The organism is Clostridium sartagoforme AAU1 (assembly GCF_000401215.1).
Classification (GTDB): Bacteria; Bacillota; Clostridia; order Clostridiales; family Clostridiaceae; genus Clostridium; species Clostridium sartagoforme.
Genome location: NZ_ASRV01000133.1, coordinates 1 through 23,539 on the forward strand (window position 1 = coordinate 1; position 23,539 = coordinate 23,539).

21 protein-coding genes, 1 pseudogene and 1 riboswitch are annotated in these 23,539 nt (G+C 26.4%); all 22 genes and pseudogenes read left to right on the plus strand.

The annotated features are described in order from the left end of the window. Positions 1–101 precede the first annotated feature (101 nt). The 22 genes and pseudogenes from A500_RS10715 (at position 102) to A500_RS10820 (ending at position 23,539) form a co-directional block, all read left to right on the plus strand. Positions 102–920: an aldo/keto reductase gene (locus tag A500_RS10715; RefSeq protein ID WP_016207606.1), complete on the plus strand. Its 819-nt coding sequence runs from the start codon at positions 102–104 to the stop codon at positions 918–920. A gap of 255 nt (positions 921–1,175) precedes the next feature. Then, positions 1,176–2,306, plus strand: coding sequence for a DEAD/DEAH box helicase (locus A500_RS10720; RefSeq protein WP_016207607.1), 1,131 nt, complete (start codon positions 1,176–1,178; stop codon positions 2,304–2,306). Positions 2,307–2,367: 61 nt separating this feature from the next. After that, positions 2,368–2,467, plus strand: a riboswitch (purine riboswitch). Between the two features lie 57 nt (positions 2,468–2,524). Beyond that, entirely contained in the window at positions 2,525–3,520 is a 996-nt protein-coding gene (gene add / locus A500_RS10725; protein ID WP_016207608.1) for an adenosine deaminase, read from the plus strand. 112 nt (positions 3,521–3,632) lie between these two features. Next, positions 3,633–4,262: a plasmid pRiA4b ORF-3 family protein gene (locus tag A500_RS10730; RefSeq protein ID WP_016207609.1), complete on the plus strand. Its 630-nt coding sequence runs from the start codon at positions 3,633–3,635 to the stop codon at positions 4,260–4,262. Positions 4,263–4,488: 226 nt separating this feature from the next. Beyond that, a complete protein-coding gene (locus A500_RS10735) occupies positions 4,489–4,851 on the plus strand; it encodes a hypothetical protein (RefSeq protein ID WP_016207610.1) in 363 nt (120 codons plus the stop codon). A 158-nt stretch (positions 4,852–5,009) separates the two neighbouring features. After that, positions 5,010–5,983, plus strand: a pseudogene (gene uvsE / locus A500_RS10740) (UV DNA damage repair endonuclease UvsE). A 103-nt stretch (positions 5,984–6,086) separates the two neighbouring features. Next, complete coding sequence (locus tag A500_RS10745; protein ID WP_016207612.1) at positions 6,087–7,853, plus strand: methyl-accepting chemotaxis protein; 1,767 nt, start codon at positions 6,087–6,089, stop codon at positions 7,851–7,853. Positions 7,854–8,051: 198 nt separating this feature from the next. Then, positions 8,052–9,710, plus strand: a complete 1,659-nt coding sequence (locus A500_RS10750) for a SulP family inorganic anion transporter (protein WP_242835122.1) — start codon at positions 8,052–8,054, stop codon at positions 9,708–9,710. Positions 9,711–9,974: 264 nt separating this feature from the next. Further along, positions 9,975–11,522, plus strand: a complete 1,548-nt coding sequence (locus tag A500_RS10755; RefSeq protein WP_016207614.1) for a carbohydrate-binding protein — start codon at positions 9,975–9,977, stop codon at positions 11,520–11,522. A gap of 191 nt (positions 11,523–11,713) precedes the next feature. After that, positions 11,714–12,643, plus strand: coding sequence for a DMT family transporter (locus tag A500_RS10760; protein WP_016207615.1), 930 nt, complete (start codon positions 11,714–11,716; stop codon positions 12,641–12,643). Positions 12,644–12,665: 22 nt separating this feature from the next. Beyond that, positions 12,666–13,817 carry a sensor histidine kinase gene (locus A500_RS10765; RefSeq protein ID WP_016207616.1) on the plus strand — a complete coding sequence of 384 codons (1,152 nt, stop codon included), beginning with the start codon at positions 12,666–12,668 and terminating at the stop codon, positions 13,815–13,817. Position 13,818: 1 nt separating this feature from the next. After that, positions 13,819–14,463, plus strand: a complete 645-nt coding sequence (locus A500_RS10770) for a response regulator transcription factor (RefSeq protein WP_040436767.1) — start codon at positions 13,819–13,821, stop codon at positions 14,461–14,463. Positions 14,464–14,547: 84 nt separating this feature from the next. Further along, positions 14,548–15,483, plus strand: coding sequence for an ABC transporter ATP-binding protein (locus A500_RS10775; protein WP_016207618.1), 936 nt, complete (start codon positions 14,548–14,550; stop codon positions 15,481–15,483). A gap of 11 nt (positions 15,484–15,494) precedes the next feature. Beyond that, the gene (locus A500_RS10780; RefSeq protein ID WP_016207619.1) at positions 15,495–16,592 is read left to right on the plus strand and encodes an ABC transporter permease; all 1,098 of its coding nucleotides are present in this window, start codon (positions 15,495–15,497) and stop codon (positions 16,590–16,592) included. After that, the gene (locus A500_RS10785) at positions 16,583–17,653 is read left to right on the plus strand and encodes an ABC transporter permease (RefSeq protein WP_016207620.1); all 1,071 of its coding nucleotides are present in this window, start codon (positions 16,583–16,585) and stop codon (positions 17,651–17,653) included. The genes A500_RS10780 and A500_RS10785 overlap by 10 nt, the downstream gene beginning before the upstream one ends. A 64-nt stretch (positions 17,654–17,717) precedes the next feature. Continuing rightward, positions 17,718–17,912 carry a hypothetical protein gene (locus A500_RS10790; protein ID WP_016207621.1) on the plus strand — a complete coding sequence of 65 codons (195 nt, stop codon included), beginning with the start codon at positions 17,718–17,720 and terminating at the stop codon, positions 17,910–17,912. 26 nt (positions 17,913–17,938) lie between these two features. Continuing rightward, positions 17,939–18,148 (plus strand): hypothetical protein, encoded by a 210-nt coding sequence (locus A500_RS10795; RefSeq protein WP_016207622.1) that lies wholly within the window; start codon positions 17,939–17,941, stop codon positions 18,146–18,148. A gap of 204 nt (positions 18,149–18,352) precedes the next feature. Continuing rightward, positions 18,353–18,511, plus strand: coding sequence for a class I SAM-dependent methyltransferase (locus A500_RS20415; protein WP_157453651.1), 159 nt, complete (start codon positions 18,353–18,355; stop codon positions 18,509–18,511). Between the two features lie 43 nt (positions 18,512–18,554). Further along, positions 18,555–18,944 (plus strand): class I SAM-dependent methyltransferase, encoded by a 390-nt coding sequence (locus tag A500_RS19515; RefSeq protein ID WP_016207623.1) that lies wholly within the window; start codon positions 18,555–18,557, stop codon positions 18,942–18,944. Between the two features lie 36 nt (positions 18,945–18,980). After that, positions 18,981–21,059 (plus strand): radical SAM protein, encoded by a 2,079-nt coding sequence (locus tag A500_RS20020; RefSeq protein WP_016207624.1) that lies wholly within the window; start codon positions 18,981–18,983, stop codon positions 21,057–21,059. Between the two features lie 416 nt (positions 21,060–21,475). Next, a complete protein-coding gene (locus tag A500_RS10815) occupies positions 21,476–22,888 on the plus strand; it encodes a sensor histidine kinase (protein ID WP_016207625.1) in 1,413 nt (470 codons plus the stop codon). Then, complete coding sequence (locus tag A500_RS10820) at positions 22,889–23,539, plus strand: hypothetical protein (RefSeq protein WP_016207626.1); 651 nt, start codon at positions 22,889–22,891, stop codon at positions 23,537–23,539.

Below are 23,539 nucleotides of genomic sequence, written 5' to 3' on the forward strand. Positions count from 1 at the left end.
ATAAAGTGAAATTATTTTAAAATAAAATTTGACTTAGAGTAAACTCTAAGGTTTATAATTATGGTAAAGAAAATTTTTACAATAATGTAGGAGGTTATGCTATGAAAATAGACAGTAAGATAAAAATGAATACGGGTACTGAAATTTATCAATTTGGATTAGGGGTTTGGCAAAGTGGACCTGAAACTAAGGAAGCTGTTCTTGCTGCATTAAAAGCAGGATATAGACATATTGATACTGCGGCTATATATAAAAATGAAGAAGCTGTAGGTGAAGCAATAAGAGAAAGTAAAATTCCAAGAGAAGAACTGTTTATAACAACAAAACTATGGAATCAAGATATGAGAGATCATAAAGTAATGGAAGCTTTTGAATTAAGCTTAAAGAAACTTGGCTTGGACTATGTAGATTTATATTTAATACATTGGCCAGTTAAAAATGAATACATTCCATCATATAAAATAATGGAAGAAATTTATAAAAGTGGTAGGGCTAAAGCTATTGGAGTATCAAATTTTAAAACTCATCATCTTCAAGATTTATTAGATAATACAGAAATTGTTCCAGCAGTAAATCAAATGGAATTTAATCCTCAAATGCAAGATTATGATATTTTAGAAATGTGCAGAGAAAAAGGTATTGTATTTGAATCTTGGTCACCACTTGGTTCAGGGGCTTGTCTTGATGATGAAGAATTAAAGGAAATAGGAAGGAAGTACAATAAATCAGTAGCCCAAGTTATTATTAGATGGTTATTGCAAAAGGGAATAGTAGTATTCCCTAAATCAGTACATGAAGCAAGAATAAAGGAAAATGCAGATGTATTTGATTTTGAACTAACTAATGAAGACATAAAATTAATTGATGGAATGAATAAGAACTTAAGAACTGGGGCAGATCCAGATACTTTCACTTTCTAATGATTATTTTAAATTATATATAAATTTAGATTTGCAAAGAATAAATGTAAATATAAAAACACATATAAGTATCAATAAAAAGCAATCCAATAAAGTTAATGAATGGATTGCTTTTTTATAATCAAAATTAATAAAAAATTTACCCCTGGGGTCCAATTAATTTCCAACTTATAATATACTTTGACAATTTATAAAAGTATTGATAAAGTTAATATGCAAATGAATAAGAGGTAATTTAATGAAAGAGGTATAGTTATGGAAATCAATTTTGAAAGTCTTAAAATAAATGAAAAAATAATTAGTGGATTAAATACTATGGGAATAAAAGAACCTACTGAAATACAAAAGGAAATTATTCTACCGGCTATTAATAAAGAAAATTTAATTGGTCAGTCTGAAACAGGTACAGGAAAAACTCTAGCTTATCTTCTACCTATAATAGAAAATATCGATACAAGTAAAAAAGAAATACAATGTATAATATTAGCTCCAACTCATGAGTTAGCTATTCAAATAAATAATACAATAAATGAGGTAAAAAAATCAGCCAACTTAGAAATCACATCTACACCTTTAATAGGAAGTGCAAATATTAAAAGGCAAATAGATAATTTAAAGGCAAAACCTCATATTATTGTTGGATCAGCAGGAAGAATATTCGAATTGATGGGTAAAAAGAAAGTAACAGCTCATACTATAAAAACTATTGTTATTGATGAAGTTGATAAGCTTTTAGATAAAAATAATCTTCCAGTTATAAAAAATATAATAAAATCTACACAAAATCAAACTCAACTTATGATGTTTTCAGCCACATTAAATAATAAAACTTTAGAAATTGCTAAAGATTTAGCTAAAGATATAAAAGTTATATCAGTTAAAAATAATAAAGTTAATGAAAATATAAAACACAGCTATATAAAAACTGATTATAGGAAAAAAATTGAGACATTAAGAAAACTTTTAAACTCAATTAAAGGTGAAAAAGTCTTAGTATTTAATAATGACAGCTATACAACTAATACCACTATAGAATATTTGTCTTTTAACAATGTGAAAGTAGATGCAATAGGCGGCAGTGGCAAAATGGAAGATAGAAAAAGAGCTTTAGAAAATTTCAGAAAAGGAAAAATCCAAGTTTTAATAGCTTCAGATATAGCGGCAAGAGGACTAGACATAAAAGAAGTTAATTATGTTATTAATTTTGATATTCCAGAAGATCCTAATGATTATTTACATAGAGCTGGAAGAGTAGGAAGGGCAGGCAAGTCTGGAGAAGTATTTTCACTTGTTAATGAAAGAGAAGAAAACTTAATAGAAATATACGAAAAGAACTTTAAAATAGACATTTCAGAAAGGACTCTATATAAGGGAAATATAGAATAAGAAAGTCAAAAATGTATATTGACTATTTTAATATATGTGCTAAAATTAATATTAATTTAAATAGAGATATATTAAATAGCTTCGTATAACCCTAATAATATGGATTAGGGGTTTCTACCAAGAACCAATAATTCTTGATTACGAGGAAATCATTTTATTTGTGATTTCTTCGTAGTCAAGAATTTTTTTTATAAAAATTTAGAGGAGGATTTAATTTCATGGATATTAGTAACTTACCTAAAATAGAACTTCATTGTCATTTAGATGGAAGTTTAAGAGTTGAGACGGTTATAGAGCTTGCGAAAAGAGAAAATATAAAATTAGACAGTTATGAGTATGACTATGTTAAAAATCTACTGGTTGTTTCAGAGAAATGTAATTCATTAGATGAATACTTAAAAAAATTCGATTTACCAAATGAAGTCCTGCAAACAAAGGAAAACTTAAAAAGGGCAGCTTATGAATTATTAGAAGATGCAGCAAAAGAAAATGTGAAATATATTGAGGTGAGATTTGCCCCGGTACTGCATACAAAAAAAGGACTAGCTTTAGAAGAAATAATAGAAAGTGTTATAAATGGAATAAAAGAGGCTGAAAAAGATTATGAGATAAAAGGTAATGTAATAATTTCTTGTATGAGAAGCTTAGAAATATCTCATATATACGATTCAATAAAAGCTGGGAAAAAATATCTTGGCAGAGGGGTTGTTGCAATAGATTTAGCAGCATCAGAAAAAGAAGATTTTGTTTATGAATATATAGATTCGATGAAATTTGCTAAGGAGTTAGGGTTTAGAATCACAGTACATGCTGGAGAAACTGGCTTTGGGAAAAATGTAAGAGATGCAATAAATTTTTTAGGAGCTGAAAGAATAGGTCATGGCGTTTATATATATAATGACAAAGATGCTTATAATCTAGTTAAAGAGATGGGAGTAACTTTAGAAATGTGCCCTAAAAGCAATATTGACACAAAAGCAGTAAAAACCTATGTAGAGCATCCTATATATAAATATCATAAAGATGATATAAAGGTTAGCTTAAGTACTGATAACAGAACTGTATCTAATGTAAATTTGACTGAAGAAACAGAAAAACTAATAGAAACATTTAATGTTAATATAGATGAATATAAAGAAATTTATATAAATAGTATAAATGCAGCTTTTTGTGATGATGAAACAAAAAAACTTTTAATGAAGACTATACCTTAAAATGAATTAATTTCCAATTCTTAAAGGAAAGTAAAACAAACTGAAATTGGAAATATAAAAAATTGCTAAATGGCTAAAATAAAGATATATTATAAGAGTAAGGAGGCCATCTATGAAAGCATATAAGACAAAGATAGAACTTATAGATAGTATTCCATTAATATATAGAAAAGTTATAGTTCCATCAGGAATTACTTTTGAAATGCTACATTATATAATTCAATTTTCAATGGGATGGCAAAATATTTATTTATATGATTTTAATATTAAAGAAGAAAATTTAAGAATAACTTCTGATAAAAAAACTATTTCTGAATATGAATTTTATTCTAAATTGAAATTAAATAATAGAAATGATCCTTACGGATTTATAAAAGATATGTTAAAAATTAAATACATGCATAGTAAAGAGGTTTATATAGATGATTATTTAAATAAAGAAAATAAAATTGAATATATATATGACTTTGGAGATTATTGGAAACACAATATAACTTTAGAAGAAGTAATTGAAGATTATATATATGATTATCCTAAATGTATAGAAGCAGAAGGAAATTGTCCTCCAGAAGATATTGGAGGAATAGAAGGATATACAGAATTTTTAAAAATAATTAATGATAAAACTCATCCAGAATATGAAAATATGCTTTCATTAGTAAGTAAACAAAATTATCAAGAAGTTTTTGATTGCGAAAGTGCTAACTTATTTATGAGAAAATATTATGAAAAAGATAAGTAGTAATTTAAACTAATGTTAATAAATGAAAATAAGTTCACTCAATTTAATACCTCTTAATCCCAAATATGTACTAGTGGGATAGTGTGAATTTATTTCAACTATAAATTTTAATATAATAACATAAAAATAGCAATTGTATTTTAGAATATTATTATATAAGCTCTTTAGCACCTTTATATATAAATAATGAATATAATATTTATATATAAGTATTTTTGGAGGAGCGATGACAAGTATATATAGATATTGTTTTGAGGATATCGTAACAATTAATATAATTTCAGATGCTGTTAATAGAATTAATAATAAACCGGCTCTAGAAGAATTCCTACGAAAAACTTCATTAGGCCAAGACACATATATTAAAATATTAGAATTAACTTTTGAAGCTGAGCCAATTTTTAAGACATTTATTTATCAAGATAATCTTTTTAGGGTGAAAATTGATGGATTAAATACTAGCAATCCATTTGTAAGAAGAGTCGTAGGTACTAGATTAGTTGAAAGAGAATATACAGATAAAGTTTTATATGATTTATATTATGGTAATAATTTTATGGATAATGTTTTTTGGTATAGAAAAGTATAAAAGTTTAAAATTTTGAGAATGTTAGTATAAAAGGTATGTGTACTCTTTAGGAAATTGTGAGAAGTTTCTTATGAGTATAGTTTTTTATAATTTCATTCTTTTACTTTTTTATAAGAAAATATAATCTGAAATACTTTTAAAAGATTAGGAGAAAATCTATGAAAATTAGACTTGGATATGTTGCTATTTCAAATGTATTAGGAAAAAAGTAACAAGTTCTAGCACGGTTACTTTCACTAATTATAATAAAATTACATCAGAAGAAAAAAAATTAGAAAAACTAAAAATTGTTACTAGTTCAAATTTAAATGCTTTACAAGAGTTATTAAGATATAATATAGAAAATAATATACATTTTTATAGAATAACTTCAGCTTTAATACCACTAGTTACTCATCCTGAAGTTGGATACTGGGGACATAGAGAAATATTTAAAAAGGATTTTGAATATATAGGTAGGCTTATTAAAAATTCTAATATGAGAGTTGATACTCATCCAGATGAGTTTAATGTTATAAACAGTAATAATCCAAAAGTAGTGGAAAATACTCTAAAAAATTTAATGAGACAAGTAGACTGGTTTGAAGATATGAATTACAAAGAAGGTAAAATGGTAATTCATATAGGGGGAGCAACAGGAGGCAAAGAAGACGCAATAAAAAGATTTATTAAACATTTCAATGGATTTCCTAAAGAATTAAAAGAAAAATTAATTATAGAAAATGATGATAGAACATACACAGCAAAGGAAACATTGAACTTGTGTAAAACATTAAATACTCCAATGGTTTTAGATATTCATCATCACAATTGTAATAATTATGGAGAAGATATTAAAGATATCTTAGATGATATACTTAATACTTGGGAAAATGAAAGTTTACCGCCTAAAATGCATTTTTCTTCACCAAAAGATAGAAGTTTAATAGATAAAGTTGATAAAAGACATTCAGATTTTATAAATGTTAAAGATTTTATAAATTTTATAGAAATTTTAAAAGGATTTAATAAGGATATAGATATAATGTTAGAATGTAAAGAAAAAGATGTAGCATTATTTAAATTAGTAGAGGATATAAAAAGCATTAAACCAGAATACAAATGGATTGATAAAACAATATTCATTATTTAACAATTAGATTTATTTTTTAATAATTAATTAAAAATATGTAGATAAATTTTGAATCTTCCCTTAGAATATAAGCATATTAAATAATGTACTAAGGAGGATTTTTATGAAAAAAGTTAGATATAAATTAATTATGCTTACTGTTTTTATTTCACTTGTAACAGCTATAATTATAAGTGTTACAATAACCTTTAGAAATATACAAACGAATAATAATCTTTTGAAAATTCAAAAGGAGAATTTAAATAATGATTATGATGAAAGAATTAAGGAGCAAGTAGAGATTGCTATATCCATGATAGATGCAATTAACGAGAAAGCTAAAAATGGTGAAATTACTATTGATGAAGCTAAAAAACAAAGTGCAGATTTATTAAGAAAATTGAAATTTGGAGAAGACGGATACTTTTGGGCTGATAATATTGATGGAACTAATATTGTTCTTTTAGGTTCAGAGACTGAGGGAACAAATAGATTAGATACTAAAGATAGTACAGGAAAGTATCTAATAAAAGAAATTATTGAAAATGGTAAGAAAGAAGGTGGTGGGTACACAGATTATTGGTTTCCTAAGAGTGGAGAAACTGAGGCATCACTTAAAAGGGGATACAGTAAATTATATACTCCATACAATTGGATTATAGGAACCGGAAACTACATAGATAATATAGATGAGGTTATATTAGAAAGAGAATACATATTAAAAAAGGACATTCAAGTAGGAATTATAATTAATGTTTTTTTAGTTATAGGGGCATTAATTGTAGCAGTTATTTTATCTGTAATAACTAGCAAACAATTAACTAATCCATTAATTAAAATAAAAGATTTTGCATTAAGATTATCTGGCTATGATTTTAGCAATCCAATTCATATAAGAAGTAAAGATGAATTTGGACAAACAGCAGAAGCTTTAAATGAAGCACAAAAAAATGTAAAAACCTTAGTATCTTTAATTATCGATGAATCTCAAAATATAGGAGCATCTTCAGAAGAACTTTCAGCAACAGTAGAAGAGTTATTTTCTAAAATTGTAATTATAGACGAAGCTGTAGAATCAATTACATCTGCTATTCAAGAATCAGGCGCTGTTACAGAAGAAATAAGTGCCTCTATCGAAGAAGTAGATTCAAGTATAAATGTATTATCTGGAAAGTCCATGGATGGAAGTAACATATCAAATGCTGCAAAGGAAAGAGCTTTAGCAGTTAAAGATAACAGTAACAAAGCTATTGAAGAAACTAGAGAAGTATATAATGAAAAGAAAGAAAAAATGGAAAAAGCGATTGAGGCAGTAATGGTTGTAGAAAGTATAAAGGTTATGGCAGATACTATTGGAAATATAGCAGATCAAACTAATTTACTTGCATTAAATGCAGCAATTGAAGCAGCTAGAGCAGGGGAACAAGGTAAGGGATTTGCTGTTGTTGCAGATGAAGTAAGAAAGCTTGCAGAGCAGTCATCTAATGCAGTAGGAAATATTCAAGAAACTATTTTAAAAGTACAATATGCATTTAAAAATAGTATTGAAGCAGGAAGTGAAATATTGGAATTTATTAATAGCAATGTAAATATGCAATTAGATGCGTATGGAGAAACAGGAGCTAAATATTATGATGATTCAGAATTTGTAAGCCAAATGTCAGATGAAATTGCTGCAATGTCTGAAGAAATAACAGCTACAGTTGGACAAGTTAGTGAGGCTGTGCAAAGTATGGCTGAATCATCTCAAGAGTCTAGTGAAAAAGCAGAAGATATAAGAGAAAGCATGAGAGAAACTACAAAAGCAATTGAACAAATTGCAAAGACAGCTCAAAGCCAAGCAGAACTTGCTCAAAAGTTAAATGAAATGGTACAAAAATTTAATATATAATTTTTAAGGGAAGTCCATTGACTTCCCTTAATTTAACTTTTAAGTTTCCATAATTTCATCTCAAATTATTATATAATCCTTTGAATTTAATTGCTAAGATTGGAATTTGTGAATCAATAAAGTATATCTTTATTTAACATAACTTGTATTATTTTATAAGTAGAGGTAAAATACCTATGGACAACATATGAACAAAGTATGAAGAAGGGAATGAATATAATGTTTAAAAGTTATATTAAAGACATTAAAAATGAATTCAAGGGATATGGTTTGTTAAATTTCAAACAAGATCTAATGGCAGGAATAACTGTTACAGCAGTTGCATTACCACTAGCATTAGCTTTTGGGGTTAGTTCTGGAGCAACAGCAGCAGCAGGATTAATAACAGCTATATTATCTGGGGTAGTAATAGGGGCACTATCTGGAGGATCTTTTCAAATATCAGGACCAACAGGAGCTATGAGTGCAATTTTAGTTGCATTATTTCAAAAATATGGACTAGAAGGTGTATGGATAGCAGGTGCGCTTGCAGGCATTATTCTTATATTAGCAGGTATATTTAAATTAGGTAAGATTGTTTCATATATACCAACACCAGTAATAACTGGCTTTACATCAGGTATTGCATTAATAATAGCAATAGGGCAATTAGATAACTTTTTCGGAGTTTCAACTAAATCATCTGAATCAGCAGCAATAAAAGTATTGAATTTTCTTAGTACCCCATTACACCCAAATTGGTATGCTATCTCAATTGGGTTGTTGGTTGTTATTATTATGATGATATGGCCTAAAAAATTTAATAATATAATTCCATCATCTTTAATTGCATTAATAATAATTTTGGTAATAAATATGATATTTAAATTACCAGTAGATATAATTGGTGATATACCTCAAAAGTTACTTTTAGATGACAGGCTTCATATTACTTCAATAAACTTTGAAATTGTAAAAAGCGTGTTAGTACCAGCTATAAGTATTGCAGCATTAGCAATGATTGAAAGTTTATTATGTGGTGAAGTTGGAAAGAAGATGAAAGGAGATACTTTTGATGCAAATAGAGAATTAATTGCACAGGGAGTTGGTAATTTTATAATACCTTTCTTTGGAGGAGTACCTGCAACTGCAGCTATTGCAAGAACAAGTGTAGCTATAAAGTCAGGTGCGCAAACTAGGTTAGTGAGTATGTTTCATTCTGTATTTTTAATGTTGTCAATGTTTTTATTAGCACCAGTGATGTCTAGTATTCCATTATCAGCACTTGCAGGAATTCTTATGGTAACGGCTTGGAGAATGAACGAATGGGAAAATATAAAATACATATTCTCTAAAAAGTTTAAAGGTGCAATATTAAAATTTTTAATAACTATGTTTGCAACAGTAGCACTAGATTTAACTCAAGCAATATTAATAGGAGTAATATTTTCTAGTTTATTATTTATAGTAAAGATTGCAAATATGGATATATCAGTAAGTGAAGTAGATGAAAAAAGGTTAGATAATATAGTATCAAAAAGTAATAATTTATCAAGTATTAAAGTTATGTATTTTACCGGCCCATTATTTTTTGCAACAACAGAAAAATTTAAAAAGGAAATTTTATCAATAAGAGATGCTAAAGTTATAATATTATCAATGAGGGGAGTTCCGCTAATCGATACATCAGCACTGCAAGCATTATCAGAAGTTATTGAAGAAATAGAAAGTAGAGGCTGTAGAATTATGTTATGTGGTCTGCAGCAGTCTGTTAAAGATATTATTGATAAATCAGGATTTGAAGAAAAATTAGGCAGTAATATGATTTTCTGGAGTGCAGATCAAGCAATTAAAAGTGCAAAAACAATAGTAGCGTAATTATATATCAAAGAATAAATAACATAAACTAGCTGAAATTTAAGTAAGCTAGTTTATTAGTTTTATAATAAAGATTAAAAATATATTGCATAAAATGTTTACATAATATCAAAATATTGTAAAATATAAGTAAGGGCGTTAGTTATTTTATTTGTGGAGGTGATGTTATATAAAATCTTAAAGATTATATCTTAAAGATAAAAGTTAAGATTGTGATAGACGGAAGATAAATAATTTTTTAGTTGGTATAAGGGAAGGGATAATATGTATAAAGATTTCAAAAAAATCTTATCACTGTTTATTGTTACACTAATAATAATGACTATTACGCCAAGTTCAAAATTTAAAGCTGACACCAACATAGCTGGTAATGGAAGATTACTTGTTGGTTATTGGCATAATTTTGATAATGGAGCTGGAATTGTTAAAATAAGAGATGTAGATCCAGCATGGGACGTAATAAATGTTTCATTTGGAGAAACTTATAGCGATAGAGCAGTTGTAGAGTTACATCCAGTTTATAATGAAAAGGAGTTTATAGCTGATATCGATTATGTACAAAGTAAAGGTAAGAAGGTAGTCTTATCTTTAGGTGGTGCAGAAGGTACAATTCAAATTCCAACAGATGCCGCAAGAGAAAAGTTTATGACATCACTTACAGGTTTAATAGATAAGTATGGATTTGATGGAATAGATATTGATCTTGAAGGTGGAAGCGGAATGATACTTCAACCAGGAGATACAGACCTTAAGAATCCTATTACACCTCAAATAGTCAATTTTATTAAAATTATTAAAGCTTTAGTTGCAAAATATGGAGATGATTTTATTATAAGTATGGCTCCAGAATTATCATACGTTCAGGGCGGAAACACTGGTTATGCAACTAATTGGGGAGCATATCTTCCGCTTATAGATGCAGTAAGAAATGAACTTGATTATCTTCAAGTTCAACATTATAACTGCGGAGGTAATATGGCTCTTGATGGAGTTACCTATAATCAAGGAACAGCTGATTTCCAAGTTGCTATGGTAGAAATGCTACTACAAGGTTTTCAGACAAGAGCATCAAAAAACAGCTTCTTTGCTCCATTAAAGCAAGAGCAAGTAGTAATTGGTGTTCCAGCATCACAAAAAGGAACACTAAATCCAAATTCAGGATATATTCCACCAACAGAAATGCTTAAAGCTTTAAATTATTTAATAAAAGGACAATCCTATGGTGGTTCTTATAAAATGATTGGAGAAAAGTATCCAAATTTAAGAGGAATAATGGCTTGGTCAATAAATTGGGATAATGTAAATAATAAGGAATTCGTTAAAAGCTATAGACCATTTTTTGATTCATTATCACCAATAGTCCCAGAAAGACCATCACTAAAAGCGGCATCAATTAAAGCTTCAACAGTTTCTAATAAAAACTATTCATTAACTATTGATGTACCTGCTTATAATACTGCAATATCATATGAATTATTTGAAGATGGTAAATCCATAGCAACAGGTACATTAACATCAGGATTAACATCTAACCAAGTAGTTAAAAGAGATTTTATTAATAAGAGTTATGGAACCTATAATTATTCAGTAACAGTTAAGGATACAGCTGGGGTAGCTGTAACTTCAGCAAATTGTGTTGTAGAAGTTAAAGAAGTTGAAGTGCCATCAATACAAGAATGGCAACCAGGAGTTAGTTATAAAATAGGAGATAAGGTGACTTATCAAAGCAAAACTTATGAATGTATATTTACTCACACATCAAATATAGCTTGGATACCAGGAACAGTTCCTACTTTATGGAAACAATTATAATACTATAAAAAATTAATATTTAAAGTTTGGTATAAGGTAGCTAACTATATTTTTATAGTTAGCTACTGAAGCTAAACTATGGATTAATGAAGAGCAAGTAATAATAACAATTATAGTCCCTTTTTATTATAAACCAGTGTATAATAAATTCTATGAACTTTATAAATAGTTTCTAGAAGGGATGAATATACTTGGATAAATCGAAATTTTATACTAATAGGATAAATATAATTATAATTTCAGGAATTTGTACATTTTTATGGGGGAGTGCTTTTCCTGCTATAAAAGTAGGATATGAAATATTTAATATAGCAAGTAGTGATATTGGTTCAAAGCTTATTTTTGCTGGATATAGATTTTCCTTGGCAGGAATTTTTGTATTAATAATAAAATTATCAATAAAGCAAAGTATCTTTAATTTATCCATTAAAGATGTAAAAGAAATTACTATATTAGGATTCGTACAAACAACTTTTCAATATATATTTTTTTATTTAGGAATGACATACACAACTGGAGTAAGAGGTTCAATTATAAATGGAACAGGTACTTTTTTTAGTATTATATTGGCACATTTCATATATAAAAATGATAAGTTAAATTTAAGTAAGATTTTAGGTTGTATAGTAGGATTTACTGGAGTTGTAATAATAAATATTGGAAAATCTTCTGTCTTAGAAGGAGGATTTTCTCTTAGAGGTGAAGGATTTATAATGCTTGCAGCCTTTATGACTTCAGTTTCAGCAATATATAGTAAGAAGATAAGCCAAAATAAAGATGCATATACTGTAACTGGATATCAATTAGCAGTAGGAGGACTAGCTTTAATATTAATAGGACATTTATTAGGAGGAAATCTTTCAAACTTTAATGCTAAATCTACTTCATTATTAATGTATATGTCGTTATTATCATCAGTAGCATTTGCATTATGGTCACAACTTTTAAAATACAATAAAGTCGGAGTAATTTCTATTTTTAATTTTCTAATTCCTATCTTTGGAACTATACTTTCAGCTATAGTACTTAAAGAAAACATATTTGATATAAAGATATTTGTAGCTTTAATATTAGTTTGTGTTGGAATTTATTTAGTATATAAAAAGAAGGATATTTTATAAATAAAAAAGCTTGGAGAAGAACATGGAAAAAAGTAAAGAACTTTTATTAATACGATATATATCTTTTATTATTCTGATAGCTCAAATTTTCATTGAGGAAGGAAACACAGGCATTTTAAGTATAATATTTGTTTTATTATTTATACTTAACAATAATCTTAGAATATTTCATTTTAGTAATGATAAATTAATTATTATCTCAATGATTATTGAAATAATAATATCACCAATAGCCTGTTTAAACTTTGGAGGAAATATTTTATTTTACTTAATAGGATTAATAATAGATGCATTTACATTAAAATATAAGAAAATAAAGTATATATTTATAGTTTTAATATCTTTGATAGCATTATCTATCAGAAGCAATAAAAGTATTGAAGAAGGTTTTGTTAATTTAGTTATTATGTTTATTTTTATAATTCTTTTGAATTACATATCAAGATTATATAGCACAAAAAATGAAGCACAAAAATTATATGACAAACTTAAAATGTCTGAAGAAAAATTAATTGAAGTAAATAGCCAGTTGGAAGAATATCTCACTTCAATAGAAGAGCTAACAGTACTTAAGGAGAGAAATAGAATATCTAGAGAAATACATGATAGTGTTGGACATTCTTTATCAACAGCTATGATTCAACTATCTGCAATGGAAAGTATAGCTAATAAAGAAGGAAGTATGCTAAGGAATATGGCAAGAAACTTAAGAGAATTTATAAATGAAAGTTTTCAAGATGTTAAAAAGGCAGTAAGTGAACTTAAGTCTGATGATTATGATAATTATAGAGGAATAATTAGAATCCAAGATTTGTGCAAGAATTTTGAGAAAATGTCAGGAGTAGAGGTAAATATTACTTTATCAAAGGGAAATTGGACGCTTTCTACAAAGCAAAGCAGCCACTTATATAGAATAACCCAAGAAGTATTATCTAATGCTTTAAGACATGGAAAATCATCCAAAGTTAAAGTAATTATAAACTTTATAGAAAATGAGGTTGTAATATCTTTTAAAGACAATGGAGTAGGAACTGATATTATAAAAGAAAGTGGCTTTGGGCTTAAAAATATAAGAGAAAGAGTTGAAGAAATAGGTGGAACAATTGATATGAATTCAGAAGTTGGAGCGGGATTCTTTATAAAACTTGTAATTCCAAAAGAAAGTGAGAGCTGAAATTATGAAAATAAAAATATTAATTGTAGATGATGAAAAATTAATTAGAGAAGGCTTGAAAATTATGCTTTCAACTTTTGATGATATAGATGTTATTGGCACTGCTGAAAATGGATATAAAGCTTTAGAAATATGTAAAAGTAAAGAAATTGATGTAGTTCTTATGGATATAAGGATGAAAGATTGTGATGGCGTTATGGGAACTAGACTTATTAAGGAGCAATTTACTAAGATTAAAGTTATAATATTAACTACTTTTAAGGACAAAGAATATATTCAAGATGCATTGAAGTATGGAGCATTTGGATATTTATTAAAGGATAGTTCTCATGAAGTTATTTATGAAGGTATAAAAACAGCTTACATGGGAAACATGGTTGTTCATCCTGAAGTTGCAAATGAAATTCTTATTAATAGTAATTATAGTTTAAATAATAAGGAAATAGGAAAGTATGATTTTTCAGATAAAGAAATTCAAATTATCAAGTACATCGCTGAAGGATTAACAAATAAAGAAATTTCAGAAAAGCTTTATTTATCTGAAGGAACTATAAAAAATAATATTACAAACATATTATCTAAATTAAATCTTAGAGATAGAACACAAATTGCAATTTTTGCATTTAAAAATAGAATAGTGACTTAAGTCATTTTGATAGTGACTTATAGTGATGGCAAGCCCCTAGCTTTATCTTATTATATAATTAAGAAAAGATTAGGGGGCATTTATATGAATATAATAGAAGTAAAAAATGTTACAAAAAGATTTAATGATAAATTAGTTTTAGATAATGTAAGTTATGAAGTTAAGAAAGGAGAAATATTTGGATTTATAGGACCTAACGGAGCTGGGAAATCAACACTAATAAATATAATGACTAGCCTATTAACCCCAGACAGCGGAACTGTTAGAATTTGTGGTTATGATATTTTGAAGAATCCAATAAAAGCTAAAGAATGCATAGGTTATGTGCCGCAAGATATTTCATTAATAGAAGAGCTAAATGCTTATGATAACTTAGAGTTTTTTGGTGCATTATATGGCTTAAAGGGAAAAGAGCTTAAAGAAAGAATAAAAGAAGCTTTAGAAGTTACTGGACTTTATGATAAGAAAAAAGAAAAAGTAAAAAAATTTTCAGGTGGAATGAAAAGAAGACTTAATATTGCAGCAGCCATTATGCATCATCCCAAAGTATTAATAATGGATGAACCTACTGTTGGAGTTGACCCACAATCAAGAAATCATATATTTACTTTTACAAAAAATATCTGTACAGAATGGGGAACAACTGTTATATATACTTCTCACTATATGGAGGAGGTAGAGGAGTTATGCAAAAGGGTTTTTATTATAGATTTAGGTAAGGAAGTGGCTTATGGAACTAAGGAAGAAATTAAGACTTCTGTTTTTCCTAATAACAAGGTAATAATAGAAGGAAGTGATATTACAGGAGAAATTATTTTGAAAATAGAAAAATTAGTTGGAGTAATAAAGGTTAAAGAGCAAGAAAGTAATTTATTTTTAACTATAGATTCAAACTTTAAACTTCATAATGTATTGAGTATTATAGAGGAATATGGAATTAATATAAAAAAGATAAGTTATGAAGATGTAAGGCTTGAAGATGTATTCTTAGCCTTAACAGGAAAAATGCTAAGAGATTAGAGGTGAGATAAGTGAAATTAATATATTATACGAAGACGACTTTAAAAGGAATGATATCTAATGGGGTTCTAACAATCTTATATTTTATACTATTTCCAGTTTTATTAGCATCTTTCATGGGATTTTTTCAGAAAGCAATTACGGAAAGTCCATTAAAATTGAAAACTTTAAAGGTACAAATAAATGATATGGATAATAGTAATATGTCTAAAGATTTAATAGCATTTTTAGAAAGTGATGATATGAAAGAACTTGTTTTAATAACTGATAAAAAAGCAAATATAGAAATTTTGATACCAAAGGGATATGAGAGGAATGTAGTATCTTTAAAAGGCGGAAAAATAAATATAAATAAGTTAGGAGAAGGATTTAATAACTCTACAAATACATTAAAAACTATTTTAGATAAATATCATGAAGGTCTTTATATTAATTTATCTGGTGGATCAAATAAAAATTTGCAGACAATTACAGAAAATTCAGTAGTTGAAAAGATTGATATAAACTCTAAAAAATCATCAACTACCTATGAAAAAATGGCTGCATCAATGATTTCTTTTGTAATTAGTATGCTTATTCTTGGACTTATACAATCTAATTATACAGAATCAAGTATAAATTTTGATAAAAGAATAAAATCAACACCTATAACTAAAAATCAATATTTTTATTATGATTCTTTTGCTTTACTTGTATATTCAACTATAATCATTTCTGGATATGTATTTTTCTTTAGAATTATAGGAATAAGCTTTAAAGGCAGTATCTTTCCTTTAATTACATTAATTTTAACTACATCTATTTTAGTAGTTTCAATAAGCAAATGTATTTATACTTTCTTTGGAGCTGTATATGGTAAAGTTGTTGGGATATTAGTTTTTACATTTCCTATATTAGGTATGGTAGAAAGCTTTACTGGAGCAGGAGCTGAACTGAGAATTTTAGATCCAACTCATTATATTTCAAAACTTTTTACTTTATACAATTTAAATGGAAATTTTAGTTTAAATAATAAGGATTTAATATTAATACTTTGCTTTTCACTAATATTATTTATGATTTCAGTATTAAAAATAACTTTATCTAAGGGGGGAAGAAGATGCGCTTAATAAGATTAATATTAATTAATTTAAGAAGAAATTTAAAAAGTCCAGTTATTTTAATGATGACCTTTCTTCTTCCTATGGTAGTTTTATTTGGAGTAGTTGGTCCAAAATCTGATGATCCATCTTTAGGTAAAATAGGAATATTAGATAAATCTCCAGGAAAATATTCGAAAGATTTAATAAATATATTATCTGAAAAGTATGATATAAAAGAGCTAAAAGGAGAAGTAGAAGATAATTATAATGATTTAAGAGATAAAAAATTAGGCGTTATATATGCTATAGACGAAGATTTCGAGGAATTTATAGATAATGGTGAAATGCCTAAAGTAAAATGTTATAGTATTGAAGCTGACATTGGAGCAGTTCTTGGAGATAATATTATAAGTGATTATGTTAATAATTTACTTAAAGAAGGTATAAATGATGGGCTTAGCACTAATACGGTAACAACTATAATAGTAGATAAATTTCAAGAAAATAAAACTGATTATGTTATGGCTATTCTTATGATATGCTATTTTATGATGATAGGAGGTTCTATATTAATTGATGATATAATTAAGCTTAAGGCACAGAAGGTATTAAGAAGAACAATATCAACCGGTAATTCTGATAAAGTAATTTTAGGCTCCTTATATCTATCAGCATTTATTCTTCAAAGTTTAATAAGTTCAATAACTTTAATTTTAGCAATTAAATTATTTAAAATACAAAACTATAATTTAGGTGAAGGAATATTAGTTATAACTTTATGCAGTTTAGTTACTACATCATTAATTGTATTTACTACTAGATGGTTAAAAAATCAAACTATAGCAAGTTTAGCAGTTGTAATCTTTGGATTATTATCCTTTGGACTTGGAATATTTGGTGGAGGCATAGAAGAATTTGATAATGTTCCACAGATAATAAGTAGTTTAAGTATAATATCACCTTTTTCTTGGTTAATTCAAATTATTAATGAAGGGAAAATATTAATTCCAATTATAGTAATAATATTAATGTCAGGAGTATTCTTTACAGCAGGAAGCTTTAGACTTAGAGATTATGTTAAAGAGTAGTAATAGACACATTTTTAGTTATTTGCTAAAATGTAGTGAATAAAACTTATGGAGGGGAATTAAAATGATTTCTAAAAAGCAACTTAAAGATGAAATAATAACTTATGATATAATAACTTACAAAGATGAAGATGGAAAGCAAGTAGAATATGTTGAAGTTATCTTAACAGATAGAATTATTGAAGTTTATATGGATATTAGGGAGGTTAATATAGGGCTTATAGCAAACAAAATTATAGAAGATAATTTATATAAATAGATTAATAGTATTGGAGTTGATAATTTATGAGAAAATTTAATAAATATCTTAAATGGGGATTATTAGTAAATTTAATATGGTTAGTATCAAGTCGTTTCAATTTACTTCCAGACTTTATAGAAGGCTTTTGCGTTGGGCTAGGTATTGTTCTATTATTAAATGGAATTTATATTGAAAGCCATAATTTAAAAAAGTTAAAGAAATATAAAAGAAATTTTTTAAATAAGATAAAGTAAAGATCTAAATTGTAGATATAAAGGCTAAGGTAAATAGATATGATTATTTCACATATTCTATTTATCTTAGCTAATTTTTTATATTTATTATTTATAATAAAATACATATGTTAGAAAAAATTAAGAAATATATTTTAAATTTGTAAGAGCTACATGTTATCATATAGTTAGTAAAAATTAACAAAGGTTTTAAGGGGATATTAAATGAGTTATTTATTTAAATATTACAGTAAGCAATATGATAAATTCATGAAGATATTTCATTTAGATAAAAATAAAGAAATAATAAAGGTAATTAAGGATGTTAATAATTTAGATATTTTAGATATAGGTGGAGGTACAGGGATCTTTCAGATATTTTAATAAATCTAGGTGCGGATGTAACTATTCTTGATCCAGAAAAAAAATGACTAATATAGCTAAGGTGAAAAATAATAAAGTTAAAATAATTAATGGATATTCAACTAATATAGATTTGAAAGATAATTCATTTGATTTAATTATAATGAGAGATTCATTTCATCATATAAAAGATAAAGAAGAAACTTTAAAAGAATGTAATAGATTACTTAATAATAATGGCAAAATTTTAATTTATGAATTTGATAGAACACATATAGTAACTAAACTTATATGTTTTTTTGAAAGAAGTTGCTTTGAGAAGGTCAAAATGTTATCAAAAAATGAAATGAAAAAGTTGGCTTCTAGATATTTTAATAATGGAGAAATAATTGAAATATCTAGCTATGAATATATATATTTAGGAGAGATCTTGAAGGGTAGTATAAATCCTTAGATAAAAAACAGCTATAAAAATCAAAGGGGTTATTTTATGAATGTATTAAAAGGGCTATATAAAATTATAAACTTATTTTTATGTAAAAAGTATACAAATTTAAATGATATAGCAAATTCCTATACAAGAGTAAGTGAAAATTACAACAAGTCTTTCTTAAAAGAAATGCACAAATACAATAAAGAAATGTTAAATAAAGTTATTATAAGGTATAGTGATGATAAAGTTAACTTATCACCTAATATTCTTGATCTTGCTTGCGGGACAGGCTTCAATAGTAACTTTATAAATTCAAGAATCAAGAACTCAAAATTTACTTTAGTAGATATATCAGAAGGGATGCTAAATCAAGCGAAAAACAACTACAGCTTAAATGCGGAGTTTATAGAAAATGATATGATATCTTTCCTTAAGAATTCCAAAGATAATACCTTTGATATTGTTATATGTGCCTGGGCAATTAAATATCAAAACCCGCATGAAATTATAAAGGAAGTTTCTAGGGTTTTAAAAAAAGATGGGTATTTTGCCGTAATAGTTAACTTGAAAGATACATTACCAGAGGTTAGAAAGATATATCCAAAACTTATTTTGAAAAATTATACTAAGGTAAATAGAATAATGAAAGAACTTCCAAATCCAATTAGTCATAAAAGCTTTAGAAGATGGTTTGAAAAAGAAAACTTTAAGAAATTAGAAATAGCAAGTGGATCACATAAGTTTTCTTTTAAGGATACTAAAGATTTAGTTTTATTTATTACATCAACAGGAGCTCTAGCTGGATTCGATGCTATGGTGGATATGGAAGATGAAAGTATTAAAGATTCAATGATTAAACTATTTAATGAAAAAAGATTAATACAATTACTCATAAATATGTTTGGGGGATTTTTAGAAATGATAAGTAATGCAATTCCAATTATAAAAGCAATGATAAATAATAACGTAAGAAAAAATTTCTTTTATATACATATGCGATTTAAAGAAAGCAAAAATTATAAGGCCATAAATATTATAAAATGTGGAATGAATGTTATAAAAAATGATAGACTGGTTATTCATAATGGTAATTTTGTAGTTAACTCATTTTTACCACCTTTAAATAGTATAGCTTATAAAAGTATTGTAGATGCAGTTCCAGGAGAGAAGGCTGAATTCTTTTATAATCATACTACAGGAAGAAGGCTGGCTCCAATTTCTACTTATATAGCTATTACAGGAAGATGCATGTATAATTGCTGGCATTGTAGTGCAAAAAGATTTATTAAAGATAAGAAAGATAAATCAAAGGAAATGACAACCAATGAAATAAAAGACATTATAAAATCACTTCAAGATTTAGGTGTTGGAATAATTGGGTTTACAGGTGGTGAACCTCTTCTTAGATTGGACTTAGAGGAAATAATAAGTAGTATTGATAACAGAAGTATTTCTTATTTATTTACAAATGGGTATTCATTAAATATTAATAAAGCAAAAACACTAAAAAAAGCAGGACTTTTTGGTATAGGAATAAGTATAGATAGCATATATAAAGAAAATCATGATAAAAAAAGGGGTTATAATGGAGCATATGAAAATTCAATTTCAGCGATAAAAAACTCTAAGGAAGCTGGACTTTATACTATGGCACAAACTGTATGTACAAAAGAAATGCTAAAGAGTGGGGAAATATATAAATTAGGTAAGTTTTTAAAAACATTAGGAGTAGATGAACTTAGAATTCTAGAACCTATACCATGTGGATCCCTTTTAGTAAATTCAAATGAAATATTTTCTAAGGAAGACAAAGATGAACTTATTGATCTTCATATAGAATTTAATAAAGATAAAAATTATCCTAAGACATCTGTTTTTCCATATGTTGAATCAAAAGATCAATTTGGATGTGGAGCAGGGGTACAACATTCTTATATAGATAATGAAGGAAATTTTTTGCCTTGTGACTTTGTTCCAGAAGCATTTGGAAATGTTCTAAAGGAGGATATAAAAGATATATGGGATAAAATGCATGAGAAATTGGGAAGAGCTAAAACATATTGTTATGCAAAAAAGTGTGATAAATGCAGTGAAAATGATTTACCTAGGTACTATAAGTTACTTAGAGGAGAATAATTATAAAATATCAATTTAAATACTAGGATAACCTATGCTTAGTATATAAAAATATCCTCAAAATATAAGATGGAGAAACTATATGAAAGCCTATCTGCTTAAGTTTATACTAAGTGGGTAGGCTTTCATATAGTTATATTAAATCATTTATAACCACAGAAGATTTTTAAGTAAGTAATAAGAATATACAACTTTGAAACAAGTATTATTTAATTTATAAACATTTATTTTATATTATTAGTAAATAAGGAAATTAACATAAAGAAAAATTCATAAGCACAATAACACTCAATAGGTTACATAATTAAATTAAGGATTATATTTGCTAATTAAAGATAATTAAACTAAAATTTATATATAAAAATATTGATAAATACTATAAATCATTAGACAATAAAAGGAGGTTATATTAGCAGATGAAAATTTGGGAAAAAATATTTATATATTCTATATTACTATTTATTTTATTGTTTAATGGAGCTGGAATAATAATAATTGAAACTATATATAATAGAAATTTAAATGTTGTAATAACAACAGGTTTAAATGAGTACGAGGCAGTTAAAAATTCTATATACCCCAATATGGATATTGTTAGTACTGATAATTTAGAAAGCATAGATAAACTTGAAGGTTTACTTAGGGAGTTCGTATATAGTGGAAATAGTATAAAGAACATAGAAGTATTTAGTGAAGATAACCAGAAAATTATTAATATTTCAGAAGTAAAAATTAAAGAAGAAAGGCAAGAAGTAGTAGCTGCCAATTTAGATGAAGAATTATTTATTATTAGAGATGTGAATAGTAGAAAATTATTATTCATAAGTTCAAGGATTAGAATAAATAATTTAGAATATAAAATAGTCTTAACTAAAGATATTACATTTATTAATGATGATAGATTATCTAATTATAAGTTGTTTTTAATGTTAACAAGTATAATCACAATATTACTAGCCATTGGAATGTACATAATTTCAAAATTAATAACTAATCCAATTAAATACTTGATAGAAGTTTCAAATAGCATAAAAAGTGGTGAATATTATAAAAGAGCAAAATATGATGCTGATGATGAGTTTGGAATTTTAGCTGAAAACTTTAATTCTATGATTCAAGTAATAGAAGAGAAAATTGATGAACTTAAAGAAAATAGTAACGAAAAGCAAAGATTTATAGATAATCTAACACATGAAATAAAGACTCCAGTAACATCCATAATTGGATATTCAGAATTACTTCAAAAAGATAATATTAGTGATGAAATCAAATTTAAATCGTTACAGTATATAAATTCTCAATCCAAAAGATTAGAAAAATTAAGTTCAACCCTTACAAAATTAATACTAATTAAAAATAATGATGCTGAAAAAAATAGATTTCTAATTAAAGAAACTATAATAAAGTCTATAAATGATTTAAGATACAAAGTAGATAATAAGGAGATAGAAGTAAATATACAAGTAGAGGATAATTATATATTTGGAGATAAACAACTTATTGAAGTTTTATTAAGTAATTTAATAGATAATTCAATAAAGGCATCTAAAAAGGGAAAGAAAATTAGAATATATGGTAAAAACATAGAGGATGACAAATACCAATTGCAAATAATAGATGAAGGGATAGGAATATCAAAAGAAAATTTAAAGAAAGTTAAAGAACCATTTTATATGGTAGATAAATCAAGAGGCGTGGGAAAAAATAATATGGGGCTAGGGCTAGCTATATGTAATGAAATCTGTATAAGAAATGATATAAATTTTGAAATTTATAGTGAAGAAAATAACGGAACAGCAATAACATTAATATTTAAAGGAGTGAATTAAGTGGGAAAGAGAATTAAATTAGGCATATTATTTATATTAATTTGTATGTTACTATTACTTATTAAATCATTATTCACTTCTTATAATGAAAATGTTATATATTCAGACAAAATAATTCCTGAATATAGTAATAATAGTTTACCTAATAATTATGTTTCTAGGGAAGAAGCAATAAATAAAGCATTAGAAGTATTAAAAAATGGCTTTTCGATAACATTAGATAGAGAGAAAATTTATGAGGACATTCAAATATATAAGAAAGATAAAAAAATGGTATGGATGGTAAACCTTGCTAATAAGAGTGAGTCAGAGATTAATCAAAAATATTATTGTGAAATATTAGTAGAAACAGGTGAGATATTAAGTGTAGGAAGATCTTATAATATAGATAATAAATTAAGTGAAAAAGATTATCTAACTATGGATTATAAGATAAGTGATATTAATCTAGATAAATTTAAGGAAATCATCAAACCATTAACTGACGAATTACACATAACAATTAAAGAAGAAAATATTAATATAAGCTATAATCATAGGGGATTAATTTATTTAGAATTATTTGAAGTCAGTGAATCAACAAAGGGTTATTCATTTCTTGTAGATTATGAAAATAATAATATAATTAGTTTTTATAGAGAGGCAGTTTGA

Excerpts from the sequence above, each read along its gene's own strand:
- A500_RS10715 (WP_016207606.1), top strand. The coding sequence starts at position 102 with ATGAAAATAGACAGTAAGATAAAAATGAATACGGGTACTGAAATTTAT.
- A500_RS10720 (WP_016207607.1), top strand. The coding sequence starts at position 1,176 with ATGGAAATCAATTTTGAAAGTCTTAAAATAAATGAAAAAATAATTAGT.
- add (WP_016207608.1), top strand. The coding sequence starts at position 2,525 with ATGGATATTAGTAACTTACCTAAAATAGAACTTCATTGTCATTTAGAT.
- A500_RS10730 (WP_016207609.1), top strand. The coding sequence starts at position 3,633 with ATGAAAGCATATAAGACAAAGATAGAACTTATAGATAGTATTCCATTA.
- A500_RS10735 (WP_016207610.1), top strand. The coding sequence starts at position 4,489 with ATGACAAGTATATATAGATATTGTTTTGAGGATATCGTAACAATTAAT.
- A500_RS10745 (WP_016207612.1), top strand. The coding sequence starts at position 6,087 with ATGAAAAAAGTTAGATATAAATTAATTATGCTTACTGTTTTTATTTCA.
- A500_RS10750 (WP_242835122.1), top strand. The coding sequence starts at position 8,052 with ATGAAGAAGGGAATGAATATAATGTTTAAAAGTTATATTAAAGACATT.
- A500_RS10755 (WP_016207614.1), top strand. The coding sequence starts at position 9,975 with ATGTATAAAGATTTCAAAAAAATCTTATCACTGTTTATTGTTACACTA.
- A500_RS10765 (WP_016207616.1), top strand. The coding sequence starts at position 12,666 with ATGGAAAAAAGTAAAGAACTTTTATTAATACGATATATATCTTTTATT.
- A500_RS10775 (WP_016207618.1), top strand. The coding sequence starts at position 14,548 with ATGAATATAATAGAAGTAAAAAATGTTACAAAAAGATTTAATGATAAA.
- A500_RS10785 (WP_016207620.1), top strand. The coding sequence starts at position 16,583 with ATGCGCTTAATAAGATTAATATTAATTAATTTAAGAAGAAATTTAAAA.
- A500_RS10790 (WP_016207621.1), top strand. The coding sequence starts at position 17,718 with ATGATTTCTAAAAAGCAACTTAAAGATGAAATAATAACTTATGATATA.
- A500_RS10795 (WP_016207622.1), top strand. The coding sequence starts at position 17,939 with ATGAGAAAATTTAATAAATATCTTAAATGGGGATTATTAGTAAATTTA.
- A500_RS20415 (WP_157453651.1), top strand. The coding sequence starts at position 18,353 with ATGAGTTATTTATTTAAATATTACAGTAAGCAATATGATAAATTCATG.
- A500_RS19515 (WP_016207623.1), top strand. The coding sequence starts at position 18,555 with ATGACTAATATAGCTAAGGTGAAAAATAATAAAGTTAAAATAATTAAT.
- A500_RS20020 (WP_016207624.1), top strand. The coding sequence starts at position 18,981 with ATGAATGTATTAAAAGGGCTATATAAAATTATAAACTTATTTTTATGT.
- A500_RS10815 (WP_016207625.1), top strand. The coding sequence starts at position 21,476 with ATGAAAATTTGGGAAAAAATATTTATATATTCTATATTACTATTTATT.